This is a genomic window from Sphingopyxis sp. HIX (assembly GCF_001468285.1).
Lineage (GTDB): Bacteria > Pseudomonadota > Alphaproteobacteria > Sphingomonadales > Sphingomonadaceae > Sphingopyxis.
Map to the genome: position 1 here is coordinate 1 of NZ_LNSB01000047.1, position 20,323 is coordinate 20,323.

General features: G+C 66.4%; 23 protein-coding genes. 18 read left to right on the forward strand and 5 right to left on the reverse strand.

Features of this window, described 5'->3' with window-relative positions; all coding sequences use genetic code 11:
- Positions 1–251 precede the first annotated feature (251 nt).
- From tkt to ATE62_RS18855, 6 genes are all read left to right on the forward strand, one after another.
- Positions 252–2,219, forward strand: coding sequence for a transketolase (gene tkt, locus ATE62_RS18830; protein ID WP_058809083.1), 1,968 nt, complete (start codon positions 252–254; stop codon positions 2,217–2,219).
- Between the two features lie 36 nt (positions 2,220–2,255).
- The gene (gene gap / locus ATE62_RS18835) at positions 2,256–3,263 is read left to right on the forward strand and encodes a type I glyceraldehyde-3-phosphate dehydrogenase (RefSeq protein ID WP_058809084.1); all 1,008 of its coding nucleotides are present in this window, start codon (positions 2,256–2,258) and stop codon (positions 3,261–3,263) included.
- A 17-nt stretch (positions 3,264–3,280) separates the two neighbouring features.
- Complete coding sequence (locus ATE62_RS18840) at positions 3,281–4,477, forward strand: phosphoglycerate kinase (RefSeq protein WP_058809085.1); 1,197 nt, start codon at positions 3,281–3,283, stop codon at positions 4,475–4,477.
- Positions 4,474–5,115, forward strand: coding sequence for a TIGR02466 family protein (locus tag ATE62_RS18845; protein WP_058809086.1), 642 nt, complete (start codon positions 4,474–4,476; stop codon positions 5,113–5,115). The genes ATE62_RS18840 and ATE62_RS18845 overlap by 4 nt, the downstream gene beginning before the upstream one ends.
- 103 nt (positions 5,116–5,218) lie before the next feature.
- On the forward strand, positions 5,219–6,088 hold the full coding sequence (locus ATE62_RS18850) for a fructose bisphosphate aldolase (protein WP_058809121.1): 870 nt from the start codon (positions 5,219–5,221) through the stop codon (positions 6,086–6,088).
- A 4-nt stretch (positions 6,089–6,092) separates the two neighbouring features.
- On the forward strand, positions 6,093–6,749 hold the full coding sequence (locus ATE62_RS18855; RefSeq protein WP_058809087.1) for an O-methyltransferase: 657 nt from the start codon (positions 6,093–6,095) through the stop codon (positions 6,747–6,749).
- A 15-nt stretch (positions 6,750–6,764) separates the two neighbouring features.
- Here the strand turns inward: ATE62_RS18855 and ATE62_RS18860 are convergent, their stop codons facing one another.
- Both ATE62_RS18860 and ATE62_RS18865 read right to left on the reverse strand, forming a co-directional pair.
- The gene (locus tag ATE62_RS18860; RefSeq protein WP_058809088.1) at positions 6,765–7,169 is read right to left on the reverse strand and encodes a hypothetical protein; all 405 of its coding nucleotides are present in this window, start codon (positions 7,167–7,169) and stop codon (positions 6,765–6,767) included.
- A 42-nt stretch (positions 7,170–7,211) separates the two neighbouring features.
- Complete coding sequence (locus ATE62_RS18865) at positions 7,212–7,613, reverse strand: hypothetical protein (protein WP_231736316.1); 402 nt, start codon at positions 7,611–7,613, stop codon at positions 7,212–7,214.
- A gap of 35 nt (positions 7,614–7,648) precedes the next feature.
- Between ATE62_RS18865 and thiE the strand changes: the two genes are divergently transcribed.
- The 6 genes from thiE to ATE62_RS18895 all read left to right on the forward strand — a co-directional run bounded on the left by thiE (position 7,649) and on the right by ATE62_RS18895 (position 14,082).
- Complete coding sequence (gene thiE, locus ATE62_RS18870; protein WP_058809089.1) at positions 7,649–8,284, forward strand: thiamine phosphate synthase; 636 nt, start codon at positions 7,649–7,651, stop codon at positions 8,282–8,284.
- Positions 8,285–8,337: 53 nt separating this feature from the next.
- On the forward strand, positions 8,338–9,459 hold the full coding sequence (locus ATE62_RS18875; RefSeq protein ID WP_058809090.1) for a L,D-transpeptidase family protein: 1,122 nt from the start codon (positions 8,338–8,340) through the stop codon (positions 9,457–9,459).
- Complete coding sequence (locus tag ATE62_RS18880) at positions 9,459–10,067, forward strand: M23 family metallopeptidase (RefSeq protein WP_058809091.1); 609 nt, start codon at positions 9,459–9,461, stop codon at positions 10,065–10,067. The genes ATE62_RS18875 and ATE62_RS18880 overlap by 1 nt, the downstream gene beginning before the upstream one ends.
- A 450-nt stretch (positions 10,068–10,517) precedes the next feature.
- Positions 10,518–12,476, forward strand: a complete 1,959-nt coding sequence (locus ATE62_RS18885) for an OPT family oligopeptide transporter (RefSeq protein ID WP_058809092.1) — start codon at positions 10,518–10,520, stop codon at positions 12,474–12,476.
- 101 nt (positions 12,477–12,577) lie between these two features.
- The gene (gene efp / locus ATE62_RS18890; RefSeq protein ID WP_054587901.1) at positions 12,578–13,141 is read left to right on the forward strand and encodes an elongation factor P; all 564 of its coding nucleotides are present in this window, start codon (positions 12,578–12,580) and stop codon (positions 13,139–13,141) included.
- Positions 13,142–13,263: 122 nt separating this feature from the next.
- Positions 13,264–14,082, forward strand: a complete 819-nt coding sequence (locus tag ATE62_RS18895) for an inositol monophosphatase family protein (protein WP_058809093.1) — start codon at positions 13,264–13,266, stop codon at positions 14,080–14,082.
- A gap of 3 nt (positions 14,083–14,085) precedes the next feature.
- On the opposite strand, the gene ATE62_RS18900 is transcribed toward ATE62_RS18895, so the two are convergent.
- The 3 genes from ATE62_RS18900 to ATE62_RS18910 form a co-directional block, all read right to left on the reverse strand.
- Positions 14,086–15,051: an acyl-CoA thioester hydrolase/BAAT C-terminal domain-containing protein gene (locus ATE62_RS18900; RefSeq protein ID WP_197412024.1), complete on the reverse strand. Its 966-nt coding sequence runs from the start codon at positions 15,049–15,051 to the stop codon at positions 14,086–14,088.
- 113 nt (positions 15,052–15,164) lie between these two features.
- Complete coding sequence (locus ATE62_RS18905) at positions 15,165–15,638, reverse strand: YbjN domain-containing protein (RefSeq protein WP_058809095.1); 474 nt, start codon at positions 15,636–15,638, stop codon at positions 15,165–15,167.
- A gap of 83 nt (positions 15,639–15,721) precedes the next feature.
- The gene (locus tag ATE62_RS18910) at positions 15,722–16,195 is read right to left on the reverse strand and encodes a YbjN domain-containing protein (RefSeq protein WP_058809096.1); all 474 of its coding nucleotides are present in this window, start codon (positions 16,193–16,195) and stop codon (positions 15,722–15,724) included.
- Positions 16,196–16,410: 215 nt separating this feature from the next.
- On the opposite strand from ATE62_RS18910, the gene ATE62_RS18915 reads away from it, so the two are divergent.
- The 6 genes from ATE62_RS18915 to ATE62_RS18940 are packed head-to-tail and all read left to right on the forward strand — an operon-like array spanning position 16,411 to position 20,322.
- Positions 16,411–16,785, forward strand: a complete 375-nt coding sequence (locus ATE62_RS18915; protein ID WP_058809097.1) for an NADH-quinone oxidoreductase subunit A — start codon at positions 16,411–16,413, stop codon at positions 16,783–16,785.
- Positions 16,782–17,336 (forward strand): NuoB/complex I 20 kDa subunit family protein, encoded by a 555-nt coding sequence (locus ATE62_RS18920; protein ID WP_231736317.1) that lies wholly within the window; start codon positions 16,782–16,784, stop codon positions 17,334–17,336. Before ATE62_RS18915 ends, ATE62_RS18920 begins: the two co-directional genes overlap by 4 nt.
- Positions 17,336–18,226: an NADH-quinone oxidoreductase subunit C gene (locus ATE62_RS18925; protein ID WP_058809098.1), complete on the forward strand. Its 891-nt coding sequence runs from the start codon at positions 17,336–17,338 to the stop codon at positions 18,224–18,226. The genes ATE62_RS18920 and ATE62_RS18925 overlap by 1 nt, the downstream gene beginning before the upstream one ends.
- Positions 18,227–18,261: 35 nt before the next feature.
- Positions 18,262–19,479 carry an NADH-quinone oxidoreductase subunit D gene (locus ATE62_RS18930; protein ID WP_197411714.1) on the forward strand — a complete coding sequence of 406 codons (1,218 nt, stop codon included), beginning with the start codon at positions 18,262–18,264 and terminating at the stop codon, positions 19,477–19,479.
- A complete protein-coding gene (locus ATE62_RS18935; protein ID WP_156420601.1) occupies positions 19,476–19,661 on the forward strand; it encodes a hypothetical protein in 186 nt (61 codons plus the stop codon). The genes ATE62_RS18930 and ATE62_RS18935 overlap by 4 nt, the downstream gene beginning before the upstream one ends.
- The gene (locus tag ATE62_RS18940) at positions 19,654–20,322 is read left to right on the forward strand and encodes a complex I 24 kDa subunit family protein (protein ID WP_058809101.1); all 669 of its coding nucleotides are present in this window, start codon (positions 19,654–19,656) and stop codon (positions 20,320–20,322) included. The genes ATE62_RS18935 and ATE62_RS18940 overlap by 8 nt, the downstream gene beginning before the upstream one ends.
- The last annotated feature ends 1 nt before the right edge of the window (position 20,323 follow it).

Consider the following 20,323-nt stretch of genomic DNA (forward strand, 5'->3'; position numbering starts at 1 on the left):
GAGCGGGGGCGGGACGCCCGGCGCGGTCGGTGAGCGCCTTTTCCATCCGGCTGAGCGCCCGCTCGATGCGGCCGATGGCGAGGCTGGCTTCGTCGAGTTCCATGAAGCAAGGCGTAGCAGCGCAATATTGCGCCCTCAAGCGCGCATTTCTTGCCCCCAAAGGTTTGACTCCGGTTGACTCTGCGGCATCCCCCCGCAAAGGGCTGTCCCCACCGAATCCGGCCACCCACCCATGTTTTTCCGGGGGACTTATGACATTGCCCGAACGTCAGCTCGCCAACGCGATCCGCGCGCTTGCGATGGACGCCGTACAAGCCGCGAACAGCGGCCATCCGGGGATGCCGATGGGCATGGCCGACGTCGCGACGGTCCTCTATTCGGACTATCTGCGCTTCGACCCGACCGACCCGCACTGGCCCGATCGCGACCGATTCGTCCTGTCGGCGGGCCATGGTTCGATGCTCGCTTATGCGACGCTGCACCTCGCGGGCTATGCGCGCCCGACGATCGACGACATCCGCAATTTCCGCCAGCTCACCAGCCCGTGCGCCGGCCACCCCGAGAATTTCGAGCTCGAAGGCGTCGAGACGACGACCGGCCCGCTGGGACAGGGGCTCGCGACCGCGGTCGGCATGGCGATCGCCGAGCGCCACCTCAATTCGCTCTATGGCGACGATCTGGTCAATCACCGCACCTGGGTGATCGCGGGCGACGGCTGCCTGATGGAGGGCATCAATCATGAGGCCATCGGGCTTGCGGGCCACCTCGGCCTCGGCCGCATGATCGTGCTGTGGGATGACAACAAGATCACCATCGACGGCTCGACCGACCTCTCGACCAGCGAGGACGTCAAGGCGCGCTACGAGGCGACCGGTTGGCACGTCGAAAGCTGCGACGGGCATGACCCCGCCGACATCCGTCGCGCGATCGACGCCGCGCTTGCCGACGACCGCCCGTCGCTGATCGCGTGCCGCACGCTGATCGGCTTCGGCGCGCCGAACAAGCAGGGGACCTCGGCCACCCACGGCTCACCGCTCGGCGCCGACGAAGTTGCGGCGGCGCGCGAAAATCTGGGCTGGACCTACGAACCCTTCGACATTCCCGCTGACATCGCTGCTGCATGGGCGGCGTTCGGCGAGGAGGGCAAGAAGTGTCACAATCTGTGGAAGCTTCGCCTTGCAAATGACGAAAAGAAAGATGAATTTGCGGCGCGCGTCGCGGGCGATGTGACCCCGGGCGCGGCGTTCGATGCTTACCTCAAGGGCCTCGTTGCCGAGCCGCCGAAGGTCGCGACGCGCAAGGCGTCGGAGAACACGCTCACTGCGCTCACCGCCGATATCGCCGCGATGTTGGGCGGCAGCGCCGACCTGACCGGTTCGAATAACACCAAAACATCGTCGACCAAGCCGCTGACCAAGAACGATTATTCCGGCCGCTATATCTATTACGGCATCCGCGAGTTCGGCATGGCGGCGGCGATGAACGGCATGGCGCTGCACGGCGGGGTGATCCCCTATGGCGGCACCTTCCTGGTCTTCGCCGACTATTGCCGCGCCGCGATCCGCCTGTCGGCGCTGCAGCAGCAGCGCGTCGTCTATGTGATGACGCACGACAGCATCGGGCTCGGCGAGGACGGCCCGACGCACCAGCCGATCGAGCATCTCCAGTCGCTGCGCGCGATGCCCAACCTGCTTGTCATGCGCCCCGCCGACGCGGTCGAGACCGCCGAATGCTGGGCGCTGGCGCTGGCGCAGACGGATCGCCCGTCGCTGCTCGCGCTGACCCGCCAGAACCTGCCGCCGCTGCGTCATGACGTCACGGAAAATCTTTGTGCCAAAGGCGGTTATCGTCTTCGCGAGGCTTCGGCCGCGCGCAAGGTCGTGCTCGTCGCGACGGGCTCCGAAGTGTCGCTCGCGGTCGAGATCGCCGACAAGCTCGAGGCCGCCGGCCATGGCGCAGACGTCGTCTCGATGGTCTCGACCGAGCTGTTCGACGAACAGGATGGCGCCTATCAGGACGCGATCCTGCCGCGCGATGCGCTGATCGTCTCGATCGAGGCGGGAACGACCTTCGGCTGGGAACGCTATACCGGCCGCGACGGCCTGCGCTTCGGCATCGACAGCTTCGGCGCCTCGGCCCCGATTGAAGACCTATTCAAGCATTTCGGCCTTACCGCCGATGCTATCACCCCCCAGATCCTGGCAAAGCTCGGCAATTAAGGACCGGCTTACCCCACGCAGAAAGGACTTTTCGACATGGCAGTGAAGGTTGCAATCAACGGTTTCGGGCGCATCGGCCGCAATGTGGCCCGCGCCATCCTCGAACGGACCGACCACGACCTCGAACTGGTGTCGATCAACGATCTCGCCGACGCCAAGGCGAACGCCCGCCTGTTCCAGCGCGATTCGGTCCATGGCCCGTTCAACGGCAGTGTCGAAGTCGACGGCAACGACCTGATCGTCAACGGCAAGCGCATCCAGGTGACCGCCGAGCGCGACCCCGCCAAGCTGCCGCATGCCGTCAACGGCATCGACATCGCGCTCGAATGCACGGGCTTTTTCACCGATCGCAAGGGCGGCCAGGCGCATCTCGACGCCGGCGCCAAGCGCGTCCTGATCTCGGCCCCGGCCAAGGAAGTCGACCTGACCGTCGTCTATGGCGTGAACCACGACAAGATCGGCGCCGAGCATGTGATCGTCTCGAACGCGTCGTGCACCACCAACTGCCTCGCGCCGATGGCGAAGGTGCTGCACGAAAAGATCGGCATCGAGCGGGGCCTGATGACCACGATCCACGCCTACACCAACGACCAGAAGATCCTCGACCAGATCCACTCGGATCCGCGCCGTGCCCGCGCAGCCGCGATGTCGATGATCCCGACCAGCACCGGTGCGGCGGTTGCCGTCGGCCTCGTCCTGCCCGAACTCAAGGGCAAGCTGGACGGTTCGTCGATCCGCGTCCCGACCCCGAACGTCTCGGTCGTCGACCTGACCTTCACGCCCAGCCGCGACACGACCGCGGAAGAAGTCAACAAGCTGCTGAAGGAAGCCGCAGAGGGCGAGCTCAAGGGCGTGCTCGGCTTCACCGACGAGCCGCTGGTCTCGATCGATTTCAACCACGACGCGCACAGCTCGACGATCGACAGCCTCGAAACCGCCGTCATCGACGGCAAGCTGGTGCGCGTGCTCAGCTGGTACGACAATGAATGGGGCTTCTCGAACCGCATGATCGACACCGCGGGCGTGATCGCCAAGTTCCTCTGAACCAAAGGAAAGCAGCGATGACCGCGTTCAAGACCCTCGACGACATCGGCGACGTCACCGGCAAGAAGGTGCTGGTGCGCGTCGACCTCAATGTCCCGATGATCGACGGCGCGGTCGGCGACAAGACGCGGATCGAGGCGGCGATGCCGACGATCCGCGAATTGTCCGACAAGGGCGCGATCGTCCTGCTGCTCGCGCATTTCGGCCGACCGAGGGGCGCGAAGAACCCGACGCAATCGCTCAGCCTCGTCATGGGCGGGGTCGAGGATGTGCTGGGCCATTCGGTGATGTTCATCCCCGAAGCGATCGGCGAGGGCGCCAAGGCGGGCGTCGCGGTGCTTGCTGCGGGCGACGTCGCGGTGCTCGAAAACACCCGCTTCTACCCCGGCGAGGAAAAGAACGACCCGGCCTTTGCCGACGCGCTCGCCGAAGTCGGCGACCTCTATGTCAACGACGCCTTTTCGGCCGCGCACCGCGCGCATGGCTCGACCGAGGGCATCGCGCACCGCCTGCCCGCCTATGCCGGCCGCGCGATGGAGGCCGAACTCAAGGCGCTCGACGCCGCGCTCGGCAATCCGGTGCATCCGGTCGCCGCGGTGGTCGGCGGCGCCAAGGTTTCGTCGAAGATCGACGTACTCCGCAATCTCGTCGGCCAGGTCGATCATCTGATCATCGGCGGCGGTATGGCGAACACCTTCCTCGCCGCGCGCGGGGTCGATGTCGGCAAGTCCTTGTGCGAGCATGACCTGGTCGAGACCGCCAACGCGATCTTCGACGCCGCCGACACGGCGGGTTGCACCATCCATCTGCCCTATGACGTCGTGGTGGCAAAGCAGTTCGCCGCCAATCCGCCGACGCGCACGGTCAACGTCCACGAAGTCGCCGCCGACGAGATGATCCTCGACATCGGCCCCGCCGCGACCGAAGCGCTCGCCGACGTGCTCAAGAACTGCCGCACGCTCGTGTGGAACGGCCCGCTCGGTGCGTTCGAGACTCCGCCGTTCGACACCGCGACCGTCGCGCTCGCGAAGACCGCCGCGGCGCTGACCCGCAGCGGCACCTTGACCTCGGTCGCGGGCGGCGGCGACACCGTCGCGGCGCTCAATCACGCGGGCGCGGCCGCCGACTTCACCTTCGTCTCGACCGCGGGCGGCGCCTTCCTCGAATGGATGGAAGGCAAGCCGCTCCCCGGCGTGGACGCGCTCCGCCGATGAGCGCGCAGCTCGTCGGCCTCTTCGATACCCCGATCGTCGTCGACGACCTGCCGGACGCGGCCGCGGTCAATGCCGCGCTCAAACCCCTGATTCTCGCGCGGCGCGCCGAACGCCCCGGGGTGACGATCTCGAACATCGGCGGCTGGCAGTCCGAGCATGACGTCGCCGACTGGGGCGGCGAGCCGGTGCAGCATCTGCTGCGCCATATCTTCGCGCTCGCCGACGCGCATTGCGTCGATATCGCCTCGCCCGGCGCGCCGCGGCATCGCTGGGCCACCGACATCTGGGTCAATGTTTCGCCGCCGCAGGCGTCGAACCAGATGCACACCCATCCGGGGGCCTATTGGTCGGCGGTCTATTATGTCGACGACGGGTCCGAAAAGGGCGACGGCGCGATCGGCGGCGAACTGGTGATCGAGGATCCGCGCATGCCGACGGTGCTGATGACCATGCCGAATCTGCGGCTGCGCAGCGCGAACGGGTCGGTGCACGAACCCCAGCTCAAGATGAAGGTACGCAGCGGGCGAATCATCATGTTCCCGTCGTGGCTCAGCCACGGCGTCGTTCCGCATCAAGGGGTTGGCGACCGGATTTCGATCGCGGTCAACCTCGCCGCGGTGCCGCGCAACCCCGCCTGAGCGGACGCGGCGCGAGCGGATTGCATCCGGCACGCCGGGCCGCTATGCGCGCCGCCACATACGTATGCAAAGCCACGGAGATGTTATGACCGCCAACGCCGCCATGCTCGACCAGATCAAATCGGGGCAGGGTTTCATCGCCGCGCTCGACCAGAGCGGCGGCTCGACGCCCAAGGCGCTGAAGGGTTATGGCATCGAGGGCGACGCCTTTTCCAACGACGAGGAAATGTTCGGGCTGATCCACGACATGCGCTCGCGGATCATTACGTCGCCCTGCTTCAACGGGCAGAAGGTCATCGGCGCGATCCTGTTCGAGCGGACGATGGACGGCGACGCCGGCGGCAAGCCGGTGCCGGCCTTGCTCTGGGAGCGCGGCGTGGTACCCTTCCTCAAGGTCGACAAGGGGCTCGAGGACGAAGCCGACGGCGTCCAGCTGATGAAGGCCAACCCGGGTATCGACGACCTCTGCGCGCGCGCGGTCGCCAAGGGCGTGTTCGGCACCAAGATGCGCAGCGTGATCAACCTCGCCAACGAAGCCGGCGTGAAGGCGATCGTCGCACAGCAGTTCGCCGAAGCCGCGCGCATCGCTGCGCACGGCCTCGTGCCGATCATCGAACCCGAAGTGAACATCAAGAGCGCCGAGCGCGACGCCGCCGACCGCCTGCTCCTCAAGGAAACCCTTGCCGCGCTCGACGCCTGGACCGGCGCGCCGGTGATGCTCAAGCTGTCGCTGCCGACCGAGGCGGGCCTGTTCCAGCCGCTCGTCGACCATCCCAAGGTGCTGCGCGTCGTCGCGTTGTCGGGCGGCTTCGCGCGCCCCGAGGCCTGCGTCGAACTCGCCAAGAACCCCGGCATCATCGCGAGCTTCAGCCGCGCTTTGCTCGAGGATTTGCGCCACCAGATGAGCGACGATGAGTTCAACGCCTCGCTGGGCGGCGCGATCGACGAAATTCATGCGGCCTCCGTGGCCTGACGTGATGGGAGAGAGGTGGCAAGCCGTCGACGATTATATCGCCGGCCACTTGCTCGGCGCCGACGACGCGCTTGCCGCCGCTCTCGCGAATAACGAAGCCCAAGGCCTGCCGCCGATCGACGTGTCGCCGGCGCAGGGCAAGATGCTCTTCCTGCTCGCGCAGATGGCGGGCGCGCGGCGCATCCTCGAAGTCGGCACGCTCGGCGGTTATTCGACGATCTGGCTGGCGCGTGCGCTTCCTGCAGATGGCCGGCTGGTCACGCTCGAACTGGAGCCGCATCACGCCGCGGTCGCGCGCGAAAATCTGGAGCGGGCTGGGGTGTCGGACAAGGTCGACATCCTTACCGGCCCGGCAGCCGACAGCCTTGCCGCGATGGCGGCGGGCGAGCCGTTCGACTTCGTTTTCATCGACGCCGACAAGCAGAGCAACGCGCTTTACGTTGCTGAAGCGATCCGCCTCGGACGCTCCGGCACGACGATCATCGTCGACAATGTGGTGCGCGAGGGCGGAGTGCTCGACTCGAACAGCGCCGACGAACGCATCGTCGGCACCCGCGCGCTGTTCGAGATGCTGAGCACCGACCCGCGGCTCGACGCAACGGCGGTGCAGACCGTGGGAGCCAAGGGCTGGGACGGCTTTGTGCTGGCATGGGTGCGCTGAAGAAGCCTCAAAAGCCTATTCGAATATGTGAACATCCGCAGGAATACGGCGAAGCGAAATTTGATATGCCGCAGTCGGGATATCGGCGCCATTTTGCCGTTTGGGCTTGATGGCGGCCACGGCAATGGCATCGTCGCCCCACCGCTTCATTCCGCCCGGGCGGACATCGAGCCAAGCAACCTCTCCGTCCCGCTCGACCAATAGCCGCACGATTGCATCGGGCACGATCGGACAACCAGATATCGGATCTTCGACGCACCGCTCGTCCTTCAGGACGGCGAGCGGCGTCACCTTGATCGGGCCGAGCTGAACCGATTGGTTCAGTCTCGCCAATGCTGCATCCATGGCCTTTTCCGCCGCGAAGGCCGGTTGGGCGCAAAAGATGGCGAGAGCGCCGAGCGCCAGTCCGATCGGTTTCATCGGCTGAATGTCCGACTATTCCAGCCAAACGCAAGCAGCTTGTTACAGTCCCCCGTCGAACCGGAAGCTGAACCGATAGTCGGACGGCTTCAGCGTCACGTCGGTCATCTTCTCCGGCCGTACCGACTCCAGCCGGATCGTGCCGTCCGCCAGCGGCGTCGATTCGCCCAGCGTCACCTCGAACGGCTGTTTCTCGCCATTGCCGCGCCACCAGATCATCTTCACGCGCACGCGTCCCGCCCAGATGCAGCGCGCGTTCATCGGGCAGCGGCTGTCTTCCAGCACCTCGACCGGCTGGACGATCGGGCCGTCCACCATCGCGCGCTGGCCGAGGCCGACGTCGCGGCCGTCCTGCAAGGGCGTCGAAGCACCAGTGGCGGCGCAGGCGGAAAGGGCGAGGGCGAAACCCAGCGAAAGGGCGGCGAGCGATGTCGAGTTCTGCATTTGCGGGCAGCTAGCCGCGTCGCTATGAACCCGCCATGACCCAAGACACAAGCGTCCCGTGCCAGCTCTATCTCATTTCGCCGCTCGACGTGGGCGGCGATTTTCCCGCCCGGCTGGAAGAAGCGTTGAGCGCCGCGCCGGTCGCGGCGTTCCAGTTCCGCGTCAAGGAGCTCGACCAGCATGATGCCGCGCGGCTCGCCGAGCCTCTGCAGGCAATCTGCGCCGCGCACGACACCGCCTTCATCGTCAACGACGATGTCGCGCTCGCCAAGCGCCTCGGCGCCGACGGCGTGCATCTCGGGCAGGGCGACGGCGACCCCAAGGAAGCGCGCCGCATCCTCGGTGCCGATGCCCAGATCGGCGTGACCTGTCACGCCAGCCGCCACCTTGCGATGGAAGCGGGCGAGGCGGGGGCCGACTATGTCGCCTTCGGCGCCTTCTTTCCGACGACTACCAAGACCGTCGAGCACCACGCCGACCCCGAAATCCTGCGCTGGTGGCAGAGCATGTTCGAGCTGCCCTGCGTGGCGATCGGCGGCATCACCGTCGACAATGCGGCCGAGCTTGTCGAAGCCGGCGCCGACTTCCTCGCGGTGTCGGGCGGAGTCTGGGCCTATCCCGAAGGGCCCGCCGCCGCGATCAAGCGGTTCGAAAAGCTGCTCGCGGGGTGAACCGCATCGCGTTCCGGGCGTTGGGTGACCAAATCCAACTACAGGAATTGCCGATGAAATTTTCGACCCTGCTCTGCGCCGCCGCCTTGCTGCCGCTCGCCGCCTGCGGCGACGGCATCGGCTCGGGCGACGCCGAAAAGTCCGCCGAAACCACGCCGAAGCGGCCCGAATGGGCCGGCGACGGCATGACGTCACGCGACGGCGAGGCGGCGAAGGACGATGTGCCGCGCCCCGAAATGCAGCTGCAGGTCGTGCTCGACCGCCTCGGCTTCTCGCCCGGCGTCATCGACGGCAAGCTGGGGCCGTCGACGACCAATGCGCTGAAGGGCTTTCAAGAAGCGAAGGGGATTACCGTCACCGGCGACTGGGACGAGGCGACCAAGGCCGCGCTGGCCGAGTGGAATGCGATCCCCGCGACGCGCATGGTGACCGTTCCCGAAAGCTACGCCGCGGGCAGCTATGCGCCGCTCCCCGAAAAGCCCGCCGAGCAGGCGAAGTTGGCGGCGATGGGCTATGCGAGCCTGCTCGAAAAACTCGCCGAGCGTTTCCACACCACGCCCGAGGTGCTGAAGGCGCTCAACCCCGAACTCGATGCTGCCGCCGACCCGGCCGCGGGCACGATCGCCCCGACGCCGACGATCAAGGCGGGCGCCACGCTCCGCGTGCCCAATGTCGGCGCCGACGCGGTCGTCGCGGCCGATATCGACAACAAGGCCTGGCTCGAAACGCTCGCCTCGCTCGGCGTCGGGACGACCCAGCCCAAGGCGGGCAGGCTCGAGGTGTCGAAGAAGGCCGGCACGATGAAGGTCTTCGACGCCGGCGGCAAATTGATCGCGATGTTCACCGTGACCACCGGTTCGGCTCACGACCCGCTGCCGATCGGCAGCTGGAAGGTGCGCGGCGTCGGGCGCAATCCCGATTATGCCTTCGACCCCGCGCTGCTCCGCGGTGTGCCCGCGAGCGAAGGCAAGCATCGCCTGCCGCCGGGACCCAACAGCCCGGTGGGCGTCGTGTGGATCGACCTCGACAAGGAACATTATGGCCTGCACGGCACCCCCGAGCCGCAGAATATCGGGCGCAGCGAGAGCAATGGCTGCGTAAGGCTGACCAATTGGGATGCGGCGCGGCTCGCGCAGATGGTCGCGCCGGGCACGAAGGTGGACTTCGTCGCCTGATGCGCTGGCAGGCCGCCATCAAGCTGATGCTGTGGACGGCGCTGGTCAGCGCGATCCTGACTTCGCTCTACTGGATCACGGCCTATGACCTGCTCGATAGGCCAGCGACCGCGTCGACCAGCGGCTCGGAGTGGCGTCCCGAAGAAGCGGCCGACCGGCGCACCGGTCTTGCCATCGCCATTCCGGTGCAGGGCATCAAGCCGTCCGAACTGATCAACAGCTGGGACCAGAGCCGCGCCGAGGGCCGCCTGCACCGCGCGATCGATATTCCCGCGCCCGTCGGCACCCCGGTACTCGCGGCGATGGATGGCCGGATCGAGAAGCTGTTCAATTCGGATCGCGGCGGGCTGACGATCTACCAGCGCGCCGACGATGGCCGCCTGATGCTCTATTATGCCCATCTGCAGGCCTATCGCCGCGGCCTTACCGAAGGGCAGGTGGTGACGCGCGGACAGGTGATCGCGACGGTGGGCGCCAGCGGCAACGCCGACCCCGCTTTCCCGCACCTGCATTTCCAGATGCTGGAAACGACGCCGGGCAGCGCTTGGAACGCCGGCGAGCCGATCAATCCCTATCCGTTGCTCGCGGGGAAGAGACGAGCGCCTTAAGTTCAAGAAATACGTCGCCCCCGCGAAGGCGGGGGCCGCTATAGTCGTCGCGTAAGGCCGCCGGCGGCCCCCGCCTTCGCGGGAGCGACGAAGTTTCAGTCCTCAGCCGGGCGGGTGGTCGAGCGGATCGAGGCCGGATTTCGTCGCGGGGTGCTCGCGCATGGCGCACGGCGGATCGCCCTCGCTCCGCCAACCGAAGAGCCCGGCACAGGGCGCCGCGCGGCGGGGGAGGGGTTTGCGTTGGCGCCGGGAGGGGCGCAGCTCGTCTGAAAGTTTCCACGTCATCATGGCCGCTCCTCTGCCATCGCCGCGCGGCGCCTTATTGGATCGTTGCGTCAAAAGGCGCGCAGCCCGTCGCTTTTGGCGTTTCGGTCCAACACCGATCGCTTCGTGGCTTTTCGCTTGCGCTTGGGCCGCCGCCCCGCAACACAGCGACCGGGGAGATTGTTGATGACCGATACCACCACGCCGACCACCCGCGGGCGCGAACTGACGCTGCGCGCGATCCTGCTCGGCGGCCTGCTCACCTTGATGTTCACCGCGGCGAACGTCTATCTCGGGCTCAAGGTCGGGCTGACCTTCGCGACCTCGATCCCCGCGGCGGTGATCTCGATGGCGCTGCTGCGCTATATGGCGGGCTCGACGATACTCGAGAATAATATCGTCCAGACGATCGCCAGCGCCGCGGGCACGCTCGCGGCGATCATCTTCGTGCTCCCCGGCCTCGTGATGGTCGGTTACTGGCAGGGTTTCCCGCTGCTCGAGACCACCGCGATCACGATGCTCGGCGGCATCCTCGGGGTCCTCTTTTCGGTCCCGCTGCGCCGCGCGCTCGTCGTCGACTCGGACCTGCCCTATCCCGAAGGCCGAGCCGCTGCCGAAGTGCTGCAGGTCGGCGCCGCCAGCGCCGAGGGCGCGGCCGAGAATAAGGCCGGTTTATCCGCCCTGCTGTGGAATTCGATCGTCGCCGCGGGTTTCACCCTGCTCACCCAGATGAAGCTCGCGGGCGCCGAGGTCGCGCGCTGGTTCGCGGTCGGCAGCGGCGCGACCGGCATCGCGGGCGGGCTCGCCTTCGCCTTGTTCGGTGTCGGCCACCTCGTCGGCCTGTCGGTCGGCATGGCGCAGCTCGTCGGGCTGGTCACCGGCTGGTGGGTGCTGCTCCCGATCCTGACCCAGGGCGGTCCCGGCGATGCCGAGACGCTCGCCAACACCGTCTTCCGTGCCGACGTCCGCTTCTTCGGCGCCGGGGTGATCGCGGTCGCGGCGATCTGGACGCTCGTCAAGATCGCCGGCCCGGTGCTCGGCGGCATCCGCTCGGCGATGGCGGCCAGCCGCGCGCGGCAGGGCGGGCAGGCGCTGGCGATCGAGGAACAGGATATGTCGATCGCCTGGGTGTTCGGCGGGTCGCTGTTCCTGATGCTGCCGATCGGCGTACTGCTCTGGTCCGAGCTCGCGGGCGGTCCGCTCGCCGCGGCTTCGATCCCGCTGATCGCGGGCGCGATCCTGTTCATCATCATCGTCGGGCTGATGATCGCCTCGGTCACCGGTTATATGGCGGGCCTCATCGGCGCGTCGAATTCGCCGGTGTCGGGCATCGGCATCCTCGCGATCATCGCATCGTCCTTGCTCCTCCTCGGCCTGCTCGGTCGCGGCGGCGGCGAGGCCGAGGTCAGCGCGATGGTGGCCTATGCGCTGATCGTCACCGGACTCGTCTTCGGCATCGCGACGATCTCGAACGACAATCTCCAGGATCTCAAGACCGGCCAGCTCGTCGGCGCGACGCCGTGGAAGCAGCAGGTCGCGCTGATCATCGGCGTGATCTTCGGCTCGATCGTCGTGCCGCCGGTGCTCAATGTGCTCAACGAGACCGTCGGCTTCGTCGGCGCGCCCGGTGCCGGACCCAACGCGCTCGCGGCGCCGCAGGCGGGGCTGATCTCGTCGCTCGCGCAGGGCGTGCTCGGCGGCGACCTCAACTGGACGATGCTCGGTTACGGCGCGCTCGCCGGCATCGGCTTCATCCTCGTCGACGAACTGCTCGGCCGCGCGGGCAAGCTGCGGCTTCCTCCGCTCGCGATCGGCATCGGCATCTACCTGCCGATGGCGGTGATCCTGCCCGTGGTGATCGGCGCGGTCGGCGGCTGGTTCTACGACCGCTGGGCGTCGCGGCGCCCGAACGCCAGCTTCGCGCACCGCATGGGCGTGCTGACGGCGACAGGGATGATCGTCGGCGAGAGCCTGTTCGGGGTCTTCTACGCCGGCGCGGTCTATGCAACCGACAATGACGCGCCGCTTGCGGTCGTCGGCGACGGCTATGCGCCCTATGCACCGTGGGTCGGGCTGATCCTGTTCGCCGTGCTCGCGTGGCACAGCTACAAGCGCACGCGCGACATGGTGACCGCGACGCCCTGACTTGCCCTTTGTCGCACCCGCGGCTAAAGGCGCGCTCCTGTGACCGGCGTGCCGATGCGCGCCGGCGGCTCTTTCCATCCTTGAACTAGCGAGTGTGCGCGATGAAAATCACCGGCGTTGAAATCCGTCCCGGCAATATTATCGAATATGAAGGTGGCATCTGGAAGGTCACCAAGATCCAGCACACCCAGCCGGGCAAGGGCGGCGCCTATATGCAGGTCGAAGCCAAGAATCTGATCGACGGCCGCAAGCTCAACAACCGCTTCCGCAGCGCCGACACGGTCGAAAAGGTCCGCCTCGACACCAAGGATTTCCAGTTCCTCTACGCCGAGGGCGACGATCTGGTGTTCATGGACAAGGACAGCTTCGAACAGATCAACATCGGCAAGGATGTCGTCGGCGAAGCGCATGAATTCCTGCAGGACGGCATGGACGTCGTGCTGGAGCTTTGGGAAGAGCGCCCGATCTCGGTCGAACTCCCCGAAACGATCGAAGCGACGATCGTCGAAGCCGATGCCGTGGTGAAGGGCCAGACGGCGTCGTCGTCGTACAAGCCCGCGATCCTCGACAATGGCGTGCGCGTGATGGTGCCCCCGCACATCACCAGCGGCACCCGCATCGTCGTGCACGTCTACGACCGCGAATATGTCCGCCGCGCGGACTAACTAGATTCCCCTCCCGCTTGCGGGAGGGGTTAGGGGAGGGCTTGTCGAGGGACGGGCCGCTCCTGGTATGAAACATTCCCTCCCCCGACCCCTCCCGCAAGCGGGAGGGGGGAGTAAAGACAATGGCCGTATCGGGCATCATCACCGTCATGGAACGCGCCGCGCGCAAGGCGGGCGCCAAGCTGCGCCGCGACTTCGGCGAGGTCGAGCATCTGCAGGTCTCGCAAAAGGGCCCCGCGGATTTCGTCTCGAAGGCCGACCAGGCCGCCGAGCGCACCCTCTATGACGAGCTGACCCGCGACCGTCCGGGCTGGGGCTTCCTGATGGAGGAAGCCGGCGAAATCGAAGGTGAGCCCGGCAAGCCGCGCTTCATCATCGACCCGCTCGACGGCACCTCGAACTTCCTCCACGCGATTCCGCATTTCGCGATCTCGATCGCGGTGCAGGAACCCAAGCTCGGCGGCGGTTGGGGCGACGTCACCTCGGCGCTCATCTATCACCCGGTGACCGACGAAAGCTATTGGGCCGAGCGCGGCCGCGGCGCCTGGTTGCACGATCGCCGCCTGCGCGTCTCGTCGCGCCGCCACCTCAACGAATGCCTGATCGCCACCGGTATCCCCTTCATGGGCCATGGCAATATGGCGCAGTGGAGCCGCGTGTTCGGCGCGGTCGCCCCCGAAGTCGCCGGCATCCGCCGCTTCGGCGCCGCCAGCCTCGACCTCGCCTGGGTCGCCGCGGGCCGCTATGACGGTTTCTGGGAAAGCGACCTCAATATCTGGGACGTCGCCGCGGGCATCCTGCTCGTGCGCGAGGCCGGCGGCTTCGTCAGCGATTTCCGCGGCGGCGACCGCGCGATCGAGCGCAGCGAATTTATCGCGGGCAGCGCCGCGGTGCATTCGAAGCTGCAGAAACTCGTTGCGGGCGCGCTCCGCAACGCCTGATCCTCAGCCGCCGAGGCTGTCCTTCAGGAACGCCACCACCTGCGGCCAGGCGTCGGCGCGCGCTTTTGCATTGGCCGCGGGATCGCCGCCGCCGCGCGCATCCTCGCGCGGTTCGGCCGATCCGCCCGCGAGATCGTGCCCGGCCTCGGGATAGAGCAAGGCCCGCGTCGTCAGCCCCGCCGCTTCGCGCGACGCGACGATATTGCGCGCCATCCGCCCCGAATTCCAGAGCTTGTCCCGGTCGCCCGCGACGAGCATCAGCGCGCCCTTGTAATGCTCGACCGGGATGCGCGCCGCGGCTTCGAGATCGGGATGGTCGGCGCGGCCATTTTCATGGATCGCCAGCAGGTCGGCCTTGCCCGGACCCGCGAGCAGCCCTTCGACGAAGCCGCGATAGGGCATGAAGGGGAGAGGCTTGCCGTCGGCGGCAAAGGACGAGCGCGTCCCCTCGGCCTCGACGGTTTCGAGGCCCCAGCCCTCCCACACCAGGTCCGACGGCGCATAGGCGACCACTGCGTCGATCCACGCATGGCGGCTCGCGGCGATGAGCGCGAATTCGGACCCCTTCGATCCGGCAAACAGCCCGAAGCGTTCGGCATCGACGCCGGGCATCGCCGCGACCGCAGCGCGGAGCTCGGCAAGCTGGTCGATCCGGATGTCGACGAAGCTGCCGGGCAGGTCGGGGAACTCCGGCGGCGGGCCATAATTGCCCCAGTTCGGCGAATAATAGGGCAGGCTGACCGCGGCATAGCCGAGCTCGGCGAGGATCGGCCCGAAGCGCTTGCCCGCGCCGTCGCCGCCCTCGGCCCCCGGCAGGATCACGACCACCGGGCGTCGCTCGGCGCCGGCCAGGCGATAGAGGCGCGCGCGCGGAAAGCCCGCGATCGGCGCCTCTTCGATCGCATCCTGCTTCGCCGGCGTGGGCGTCTCGGCCGCCGCGGTGACCGGCGCAGTCAGCGCCAGCATCATGAATGTCAAAATCGCGCGAACCATGTCTGCCCCTGCATATCTGCCACTGTATCAGTGTAGTAATACAGAGAGGCTTGTGCAAGAACCCTGTTTGCGGGCCAGCTGCGCCCGGCTTATTCGTAAATGAAGTCCGAAAAGACCGACATCAGCTCGTCCCACAGCTCGATATTGTCGAGGAACAGCGCGCGCGGCATGCCGCCCGCAGCCATGTTGAAGTCCATGCGCAGCCCGGCGTCGCCGTTGGTCTCCATCACCCCGCGCCCGTAGCGGCGGTCGAGGTTGAACTGGTTCATCTTTTCGATCGTCGCGCTGCTGCCGCTATAGAGCGTGTGGAGCTGCAGCGAGCTGCATTTCACGCCGTCGGTGCAGCCGTAGAAATAGATGGTGAATTTGGCGCCGTCGCCGAACTGCGTCTGCAGTACCGGATTCTTGTCTTCGTCGGTTTCCTGCGTCACCGGCATGCCGCGGCTCTTGAGCGCGGCGGTGATCGCCGCCGGGTCGGCGGACATGGTCTGCGCGGCGGCGGGCGCCGCGGCGAAGAGCGCGGCGGTGAAGGCGAGCGCGGACAGGCTTTTGATCGGCAACATGAAATTCCCCCCAGATGGTGCGACCCGATCGCTCCGGATCATATGGCAGCGTTCAGTCCTTGGCTAGCGGTCCCCGCGGCATTTCATTCGCCGCGCACGAAGACGCGATAGCTGTCCATCAGCCCGGTCCAGGTGTTGAGCAATTCGCCGACATTCTCGCGCGGCAGCCCTCGGAAATCGAGGTCGACGTCCATCGCCAGCACCGGATCGCCCTCCTCGTCGCGATAGGCGCGCGCGAATCTCTTGTCGCGGTTCCACTCGTTGATCTTTTCGAGCGGGACCTGCTTGGCGTCGGTGAAGCCGAAGAAGAATTGCAGCGTCTTGCAATTCTTGCCGTCGGTGCAGTTCATGAACGCCGCGACGAACAGCTCGCCGTTACGCCGCGCCTTGATGAAGGGCGGCTCGCCCGCGGGGGTGTCGATCTCGGCCTGCCAGCCCTGCGACTCGATGAGCGCGGCGATCGTCTTGGGCGACCTGGCGTCGATCAGCTCGGCGCTCGCCGGCGATGCCAGCGCCAGCGCGAGCCCCGCGGCGCAATATCCAGCCATTTTCCGCATATTCGCCCCCGTTTCGCACACCGCGCAGTGCGGCGCTTTCCCGACCCCTTCGGCGGTCTATCACGCCCATCGCCGATGCCGCCAGCGCGGGCTGTGGCTTTGGTCACAAAAGAGACCATTTTTCCTGCCCGCGGCGCTTGCGAGGCGCGCCCGGCTGGCCTAAAGCGCCCGCAACCAAAGGGCGCCCAAGCGCCCCAAAAAGACTGCGAGCTCCCATGGTCGATCTGACGCAATATCTGCCGATCCTGATCTTTCTGTTCGTCGCCGTCGGGCTTTCGGCGGCGTTCGTGTTCCTGCCGATGGGCGTCTCGCGCCTGACCGGCGCGCACCGGCCCGATCCGGCGAAGCTGACCGAATATGAATGCGGCTTCCCCGCCTTCGAGGATGCGCGCAGCCAGTTCGACGTGCGCTTCTATCTCGTCGCCATCCTCTTCATCATCTTCGACCTCGAAGCGGCCTTCCTCTTTCCCTGGGCGGTCAGCCTCGAGGAAATCGGCTGGGCAGGCTGGGCCACGATGATGATTTTCCTCGCCGAACTCGCGCTCGGCCTTGTTTATGCATGGAAGAAAGGGGCGCTGGATTGGGAATGAGCAATTCGAGCATCCTGATGCCCGGCCAGATGCCGGTGCCCGCGGGGACCAACCCCGACCAGGGCTTTTTCGACGACCTCAACAGCGAGGTCGGCGACAAGGGCTTTCTGGTCACCTCGACCGAGGACCTGTTCAACTGGGCGCGCACCGGCTCGCTCTGGTGGATGACCTTCGGGCTCGCCTGCTGCGCGGTCGAGATGATCCACGTCAACATGCCGCGCTACGACATGGAGCGCTTCGGGGTCGCGCCGCGCGCCTCGCCGCGCCAGTCGGACGTGATGATCGTCGCGGGCACGCTCTGCAACAAGATGGCGCCTGCGCTGCGCCGGGTCTACGACCAGATGTCGAACCCGAAATATGTCATCTCGATGGGCAGCTGCGCCAATGGCGGCGGCTATTATCATTATAGCTACAGTGTCGTGCGCGGCTGCGACCGCATCGTGCCTGTGGATATCTATGTCCCCGGCTGCCCGCCGACCGCCGAGGCCCTGCTCTATGGCGTGATGCAATTGCAGCGGAAGATCCGCCGCACCGGGACGATCGAACGCTGATGGGCCATCCTGCACCTCTGGTCGCCCCGCAGTCGGGCCTCGCCGCCGCGCTCAACAAGCTGCTCGGCAAGGACCTGCTGGCGCACGATTTCGCCGCCGACGAGGACAGCATCACGGTCGATCGCGACGCGATAGCGGCGGTGATGATCGCGCTGCGCGACAATCTCGAATATCAGCAGATGATGGAGATCGCCGGGGTCGACTATCCCGAGCGCGCCGAGCGTTTCGAGGTCGTCTATCACCTCTTGAGCGTCACCAGGAACCACCGCCTGCGCGTCCGCGTCACCACCGACGAGGCGACCCCGGTCCCGACGATCGTGCCCGTGTGGCCGAATGCCGGCTGGCTCGAGCGCGAAGTGTTCGACATGTATGGCGTGCTCTTCGCGGGCAACCCCGACCTCCGCCGCATCCTGACCGACTATGGTTTCCAGGGGCATCCGCAGCGCAAGGACTTCCCGCTGACCGGCTATACCGAGCTGCGCTACAGCGAAGAGGACAAGCGCGTGGTCTATGAGCCGGTGAAGCTGGCGCAGGATTTCCGCAACTTCGACTTCCTCTCGCCCTGGGAAGGCGCCGATTATGTGCTGCCCGGCGACGAAAAGGCCGGCGGCACCGGCGAAGCGCCGGGCAAGGGCGCGCCGACGCCGCTGACCGCGAAAGAGGTCAAGGCCGCCGACGACAAGGCGAAGGCCCCGCCGCCGCCGACTCCCAAGACCACGGAAAAACCCGAGCAGACCGGGGCAGGGGCCAAGGCGAACATCAAGGCAGCCAAGACCAGCCGCGACGGTGCGAAGGCCAAGCCGGCGACCAAGCCCGCCAAGACCCCGGCGACCGAAAAGGCGCCCGCCAAACCCCGCGCCCCGCGCAAGCCTAAAGGAGGCGACGCATGACCGACTCTCCTCAGGTCAAGCACCACGGCAGCGATATGTTCGAGGGCTATCCGGTCGATACCGCCGATACCGCGGGCGACCAGACCGTCACCAACTACACGATCAACTTCGGCCCGCAGCACCCCGCGGCGCACGGCGTGTTGCGCATGGTGATGGAGCTCGACGGCGAGATCATCGAGCGCGTCGACCCGCACGTCGGCCTGCTCCACCGCGGCACCGAAAAGCTGATCGAGTATAAGACCTATCTGCAGGCTTTGCCCTATTTCGACCGGCTCGACTATTGCTCGCCGCTCGGCATGGAGCACTCGTACGTGCTCGCGATCGAGAAATTGCTCGATCTCGAGGTGCCGGCGCGTGCGCAATATCTCCGCACCCTGTTCGCCGAGCTGACGCGCATCTGCAATCACATGCTCAACATCGGGTCGCACGTCATGGACGTCGGCGCGATGACGCCGAACCTGTGGATTTTCGAGCTGCGCGAGGATTGCCTCAACTTCTTCGAACGCGCCTCGGGTGCGCGCATGCACAGCGCGTACTTCCGCCCCGGCGGCGTTCATCAGGACGTGCCGGAGAAGCTGCTCGTCGACATCGGCGAATGGTGCGACAAGCGCCTGCCCGAACTCTTCGGCGACGCGATGAGCCTCGTCATCGACAACCGCATCTTCAAGCAGCGCAACGTCGATATCGCGACGGTGAGCAAGGAAGACGCGCTCGCCTGGGGCTTCTCGGGCCCGATGATCCGCGGCAGCGGCATCGCGTGGGACCTGCGCAAGTCGCAGCCCTATGACGCCTATGCCAAGATGGACTTCGACGTGCCCGTCGGCACCCGCGGCGACTGCTACGACCGCTTTATGGTGCGCGTCGAGGAAGTCTATCAGTCGGCGAAGATCATCAAGCAGTGCCTGCGCGACATGCCCACCGGCCCGATCGCCAGCCTCGACCGCAAGGTCGTCCCGCCCAAGCGCGGCGAGATGAAGCAGTCGATGGAATCGCTGATCCATCACTTCAAGCTCTACACCGAGGGCTTCCACGTCCCCGCGGGCGAGGTCTATGTCGCGACCGAAAGCCCCAAGGGCGAATTCGGCGTCTATCTGGTCAGCGACGGCACCAACAAGCCGTACCGCTGCAAGATCCGCCCGACCGCGTTCAGCCATCTCCAGGCGATGGATTTCATGTGCAAGGGCCATATGCTCGCCGACACCACCGCGATCATCGGCGCGATCGACGTCGTGTTCGGGGAGTGCGACCGGTGAGGATGCTGAACGTCGCGAGAATCATCGTCGCAATAGGATTGGCTGCATATTTGATTGCCAAATATGCCTTCGACGCCGCCGGATTGGATGCGTATCGCGACACTCTCTGGGTGGCTATCATCGCCGTTATCCTGCTCGACTGGATATCGGTCCGCAGAAGGAAAGAAGCGTCTCATGGCTGACGCACCCCAAATCCCCGACGAGGCCGAAGTCCGCGCGCGCTGGGGCGCGTTCGCCTGGACCGCCGAAAATGCCGAGCAGGCAAAGACCGTCATCGCGCGCTACCCCGCGGGGCGCCAGCGTTCGGCGGTGATGCCTTTGCTCGACCTCGCGCAGCGCCAGGTCGGCGCCGAGACGAACACCCAGGGCTGGCTGCCCGTGCCGGTGATCGAATATGTCGCGGCGCAGCTCGATATGCCCTTCATCCGCGCCTATGAGGTCGCGACCTTCTATACCATGTACAATATGGCGCCGGTGGGCCGCTATCATGTGCAGGTCTGCGGCACGACGCCGTGCCTGCTGCGCGGCTCGGACGATGTGATGGCGGCGTGCAAGAACCGCGGCATGGCCAAGGGCAAGACCACCCCCGACGGGCTGTTCACGCTGACCGAGGTCGAGTGCATGGGGACCTGCACCAACGCGCCGATGGTCCAGATCAACGACGATAATTACGAAGACCTCGATTTCGATCGCATGGCCGCAATCCTCGACGCGCTCGCCGCGGGCGAGACGCCGAAGGCGGGAACGCAGATCCCCGGGCGTCACACCAGCGAGCCCGAGGGCGGCCCGACGACGCTCGTCGAAATGGTGTCGGCGAACCACGACTACCGGAAGGAATGGTGAG

Excerpts from the sequence above, each read along its gene's own strand:
- ATE62_RS18885 (WP_058809092.1), top strand. The coding sequence starts at position 10,518 with ATGACCGATACCACCACGCCGACCACCCGCGGGCGCGAACTGACGCTG.
- ATE62_RS18900 (WP_197412024.1), bottom strand. The coding sequence starts at position 15,051 with ATGATGCTGGCGCTGACTGCGCCGGTCACCGCGGCGGCCGAGACGCCC.
- ATE62_RS18910 (WP_058809096.1), bottom strand. The coding sequence starts at position 16,195 with ATGCGGAAAATGGCTGGATATTGCGCCGCGGGGCTCGCGCTGGCGCTG.
- ATE62_RS18865 (WP_231736316.1), bottom strand. The coding sequence starts at position 7,613 with ATGCAGAACTCGACATCGCTCGCCGCCCTTTCGCTGGGTTTCGCCCTC.
- ATE62_RS18860 (WP_058809088.1), bottom strand. The coding sequence starts at position 7,169 with ATGAAACCGATCGGACTGGCGCTCGGCGCTCTCGCCATCTTTTGCGCC.
- ATE62_RS18930 (WP_197411714.1), top strand. The coding sequence starts at position 18,262 with ATGTTCGAGGGCTATCCGGTCGATACCGCCGATACCGCGGGCGACCAG.
- ATE62_RS18920 (WP_231736317.1), top strand. The coding sequence starts at position 16,782 with ATGAGCAATTCGAGCATCCTGATGCCCGGCCAGATGCCGGTGCCCGCG.
- efp (WP_054587901.1), top strand. The coding sequence starts at position 12,578 with ATGAAAATCACCGGCGTTGAAATCCGTCCCGGCAATATTATCGAATAT.
- ATE62_RS18915 (WP_058809097.1), top strand. The coding sequence starts at position 16,411 with ATGGTCGATCTGACGCAATATCTGCCGATCCTGATCTTTCTGTTCGTC.
- tkt (WP_058809083.1), top strand. The coding sequence starts at position 252 with ATGACATTGCCCGAACGTCAGCTCGCCAACGCGATCCGCGCGCTTGCG.
- ATE62_RS18875 (WP_058809090.1), top strand. The coding sequence starts at position 8,338 with ATGAAATTTTCGACCCTGCTCTGCGCCGCCGCCTTGCTGCCGCTCGCC.
- ATE62_RS18895 (WP_058809093.1), top strand. The coding sequence starts at position 13,264 with ATGGCCGTATCGGGCATCATCACCGTCATGGAACGCGCCGCGCGCAAG.
- ATE62_RS18850 (WP_058809121.1), top strand. The coding sequence starts at position 5,219 with ATGCTCGACCAGATCAAATCGGGGCAGGGTTTCATCGCCGCGCTCGAC.
- ATE62_RS18940 (WP_058809101.1), top strand. The coding sequence starts at position 19,654 with ATGGCTGACGCACCCCAAATCCCCGACGAGGCCGAAGTCCGCGCGCGC.
- ATE62_RS18880 (WP_058809091.1), top strand. The coding sequence starts at position 9,459 with ATGCGCTGGCAGGCCGCCATCAAGCTGATGCTGTGGACGGCGCTGGTC.
- ATE62_RS18840 (WP_058809085.1), top strand. The coding sequence starts at position 3,281 with ATGACCGCGTTCAAGACCCTCGACGACATCGGCGACGTCACCGGCAAG.
- ATE62_RS18845 (WP_058809086.1), top strand. The coding sequence starts at position 4,474 with ATGAGCGCGCAGCTCGTCGGCCTCTTCGATACCCCGATCGTCGTCGAC.
- ATE62_RS18855 (WP_058809087.1), top strand. The coding sequence starts at position 6,093 with ATGGGAGAGAGGTGGCAAGCCGTCGACGATTATATCGCCGGCCACTTG.
- thiE (WP_058809089.1), top strand. The coding sequence starts at position 7,649 with ATGACCCAAGACACAAGCGTCCCGTGCCAGCTCTATCTCATTTCGCCG.
- gap (WP_058809084.1), top strand. The coding sequence starts at position 2,256 with ATGGCAGTGAAGGTTGCAATCAACGGTTTCGGGCGCATCGGCCGCAAT.
- ATE62_RS18925 (WP_058809098.1), top strand. The coding sequence starts at position 17,336 with ATGGGCCATCCTGCACCTCTGGTCGCCCCGCAGTCGGGCCTCGCCGCC.
- ATE62_RS18905 (WP_058809095.1), bottom strand. The coding sequence starts at position 15,638 with ATGTTGCCGATCAAAAGCCTGTCCGCGCTCGCCTTCACCGCCGCGCTC.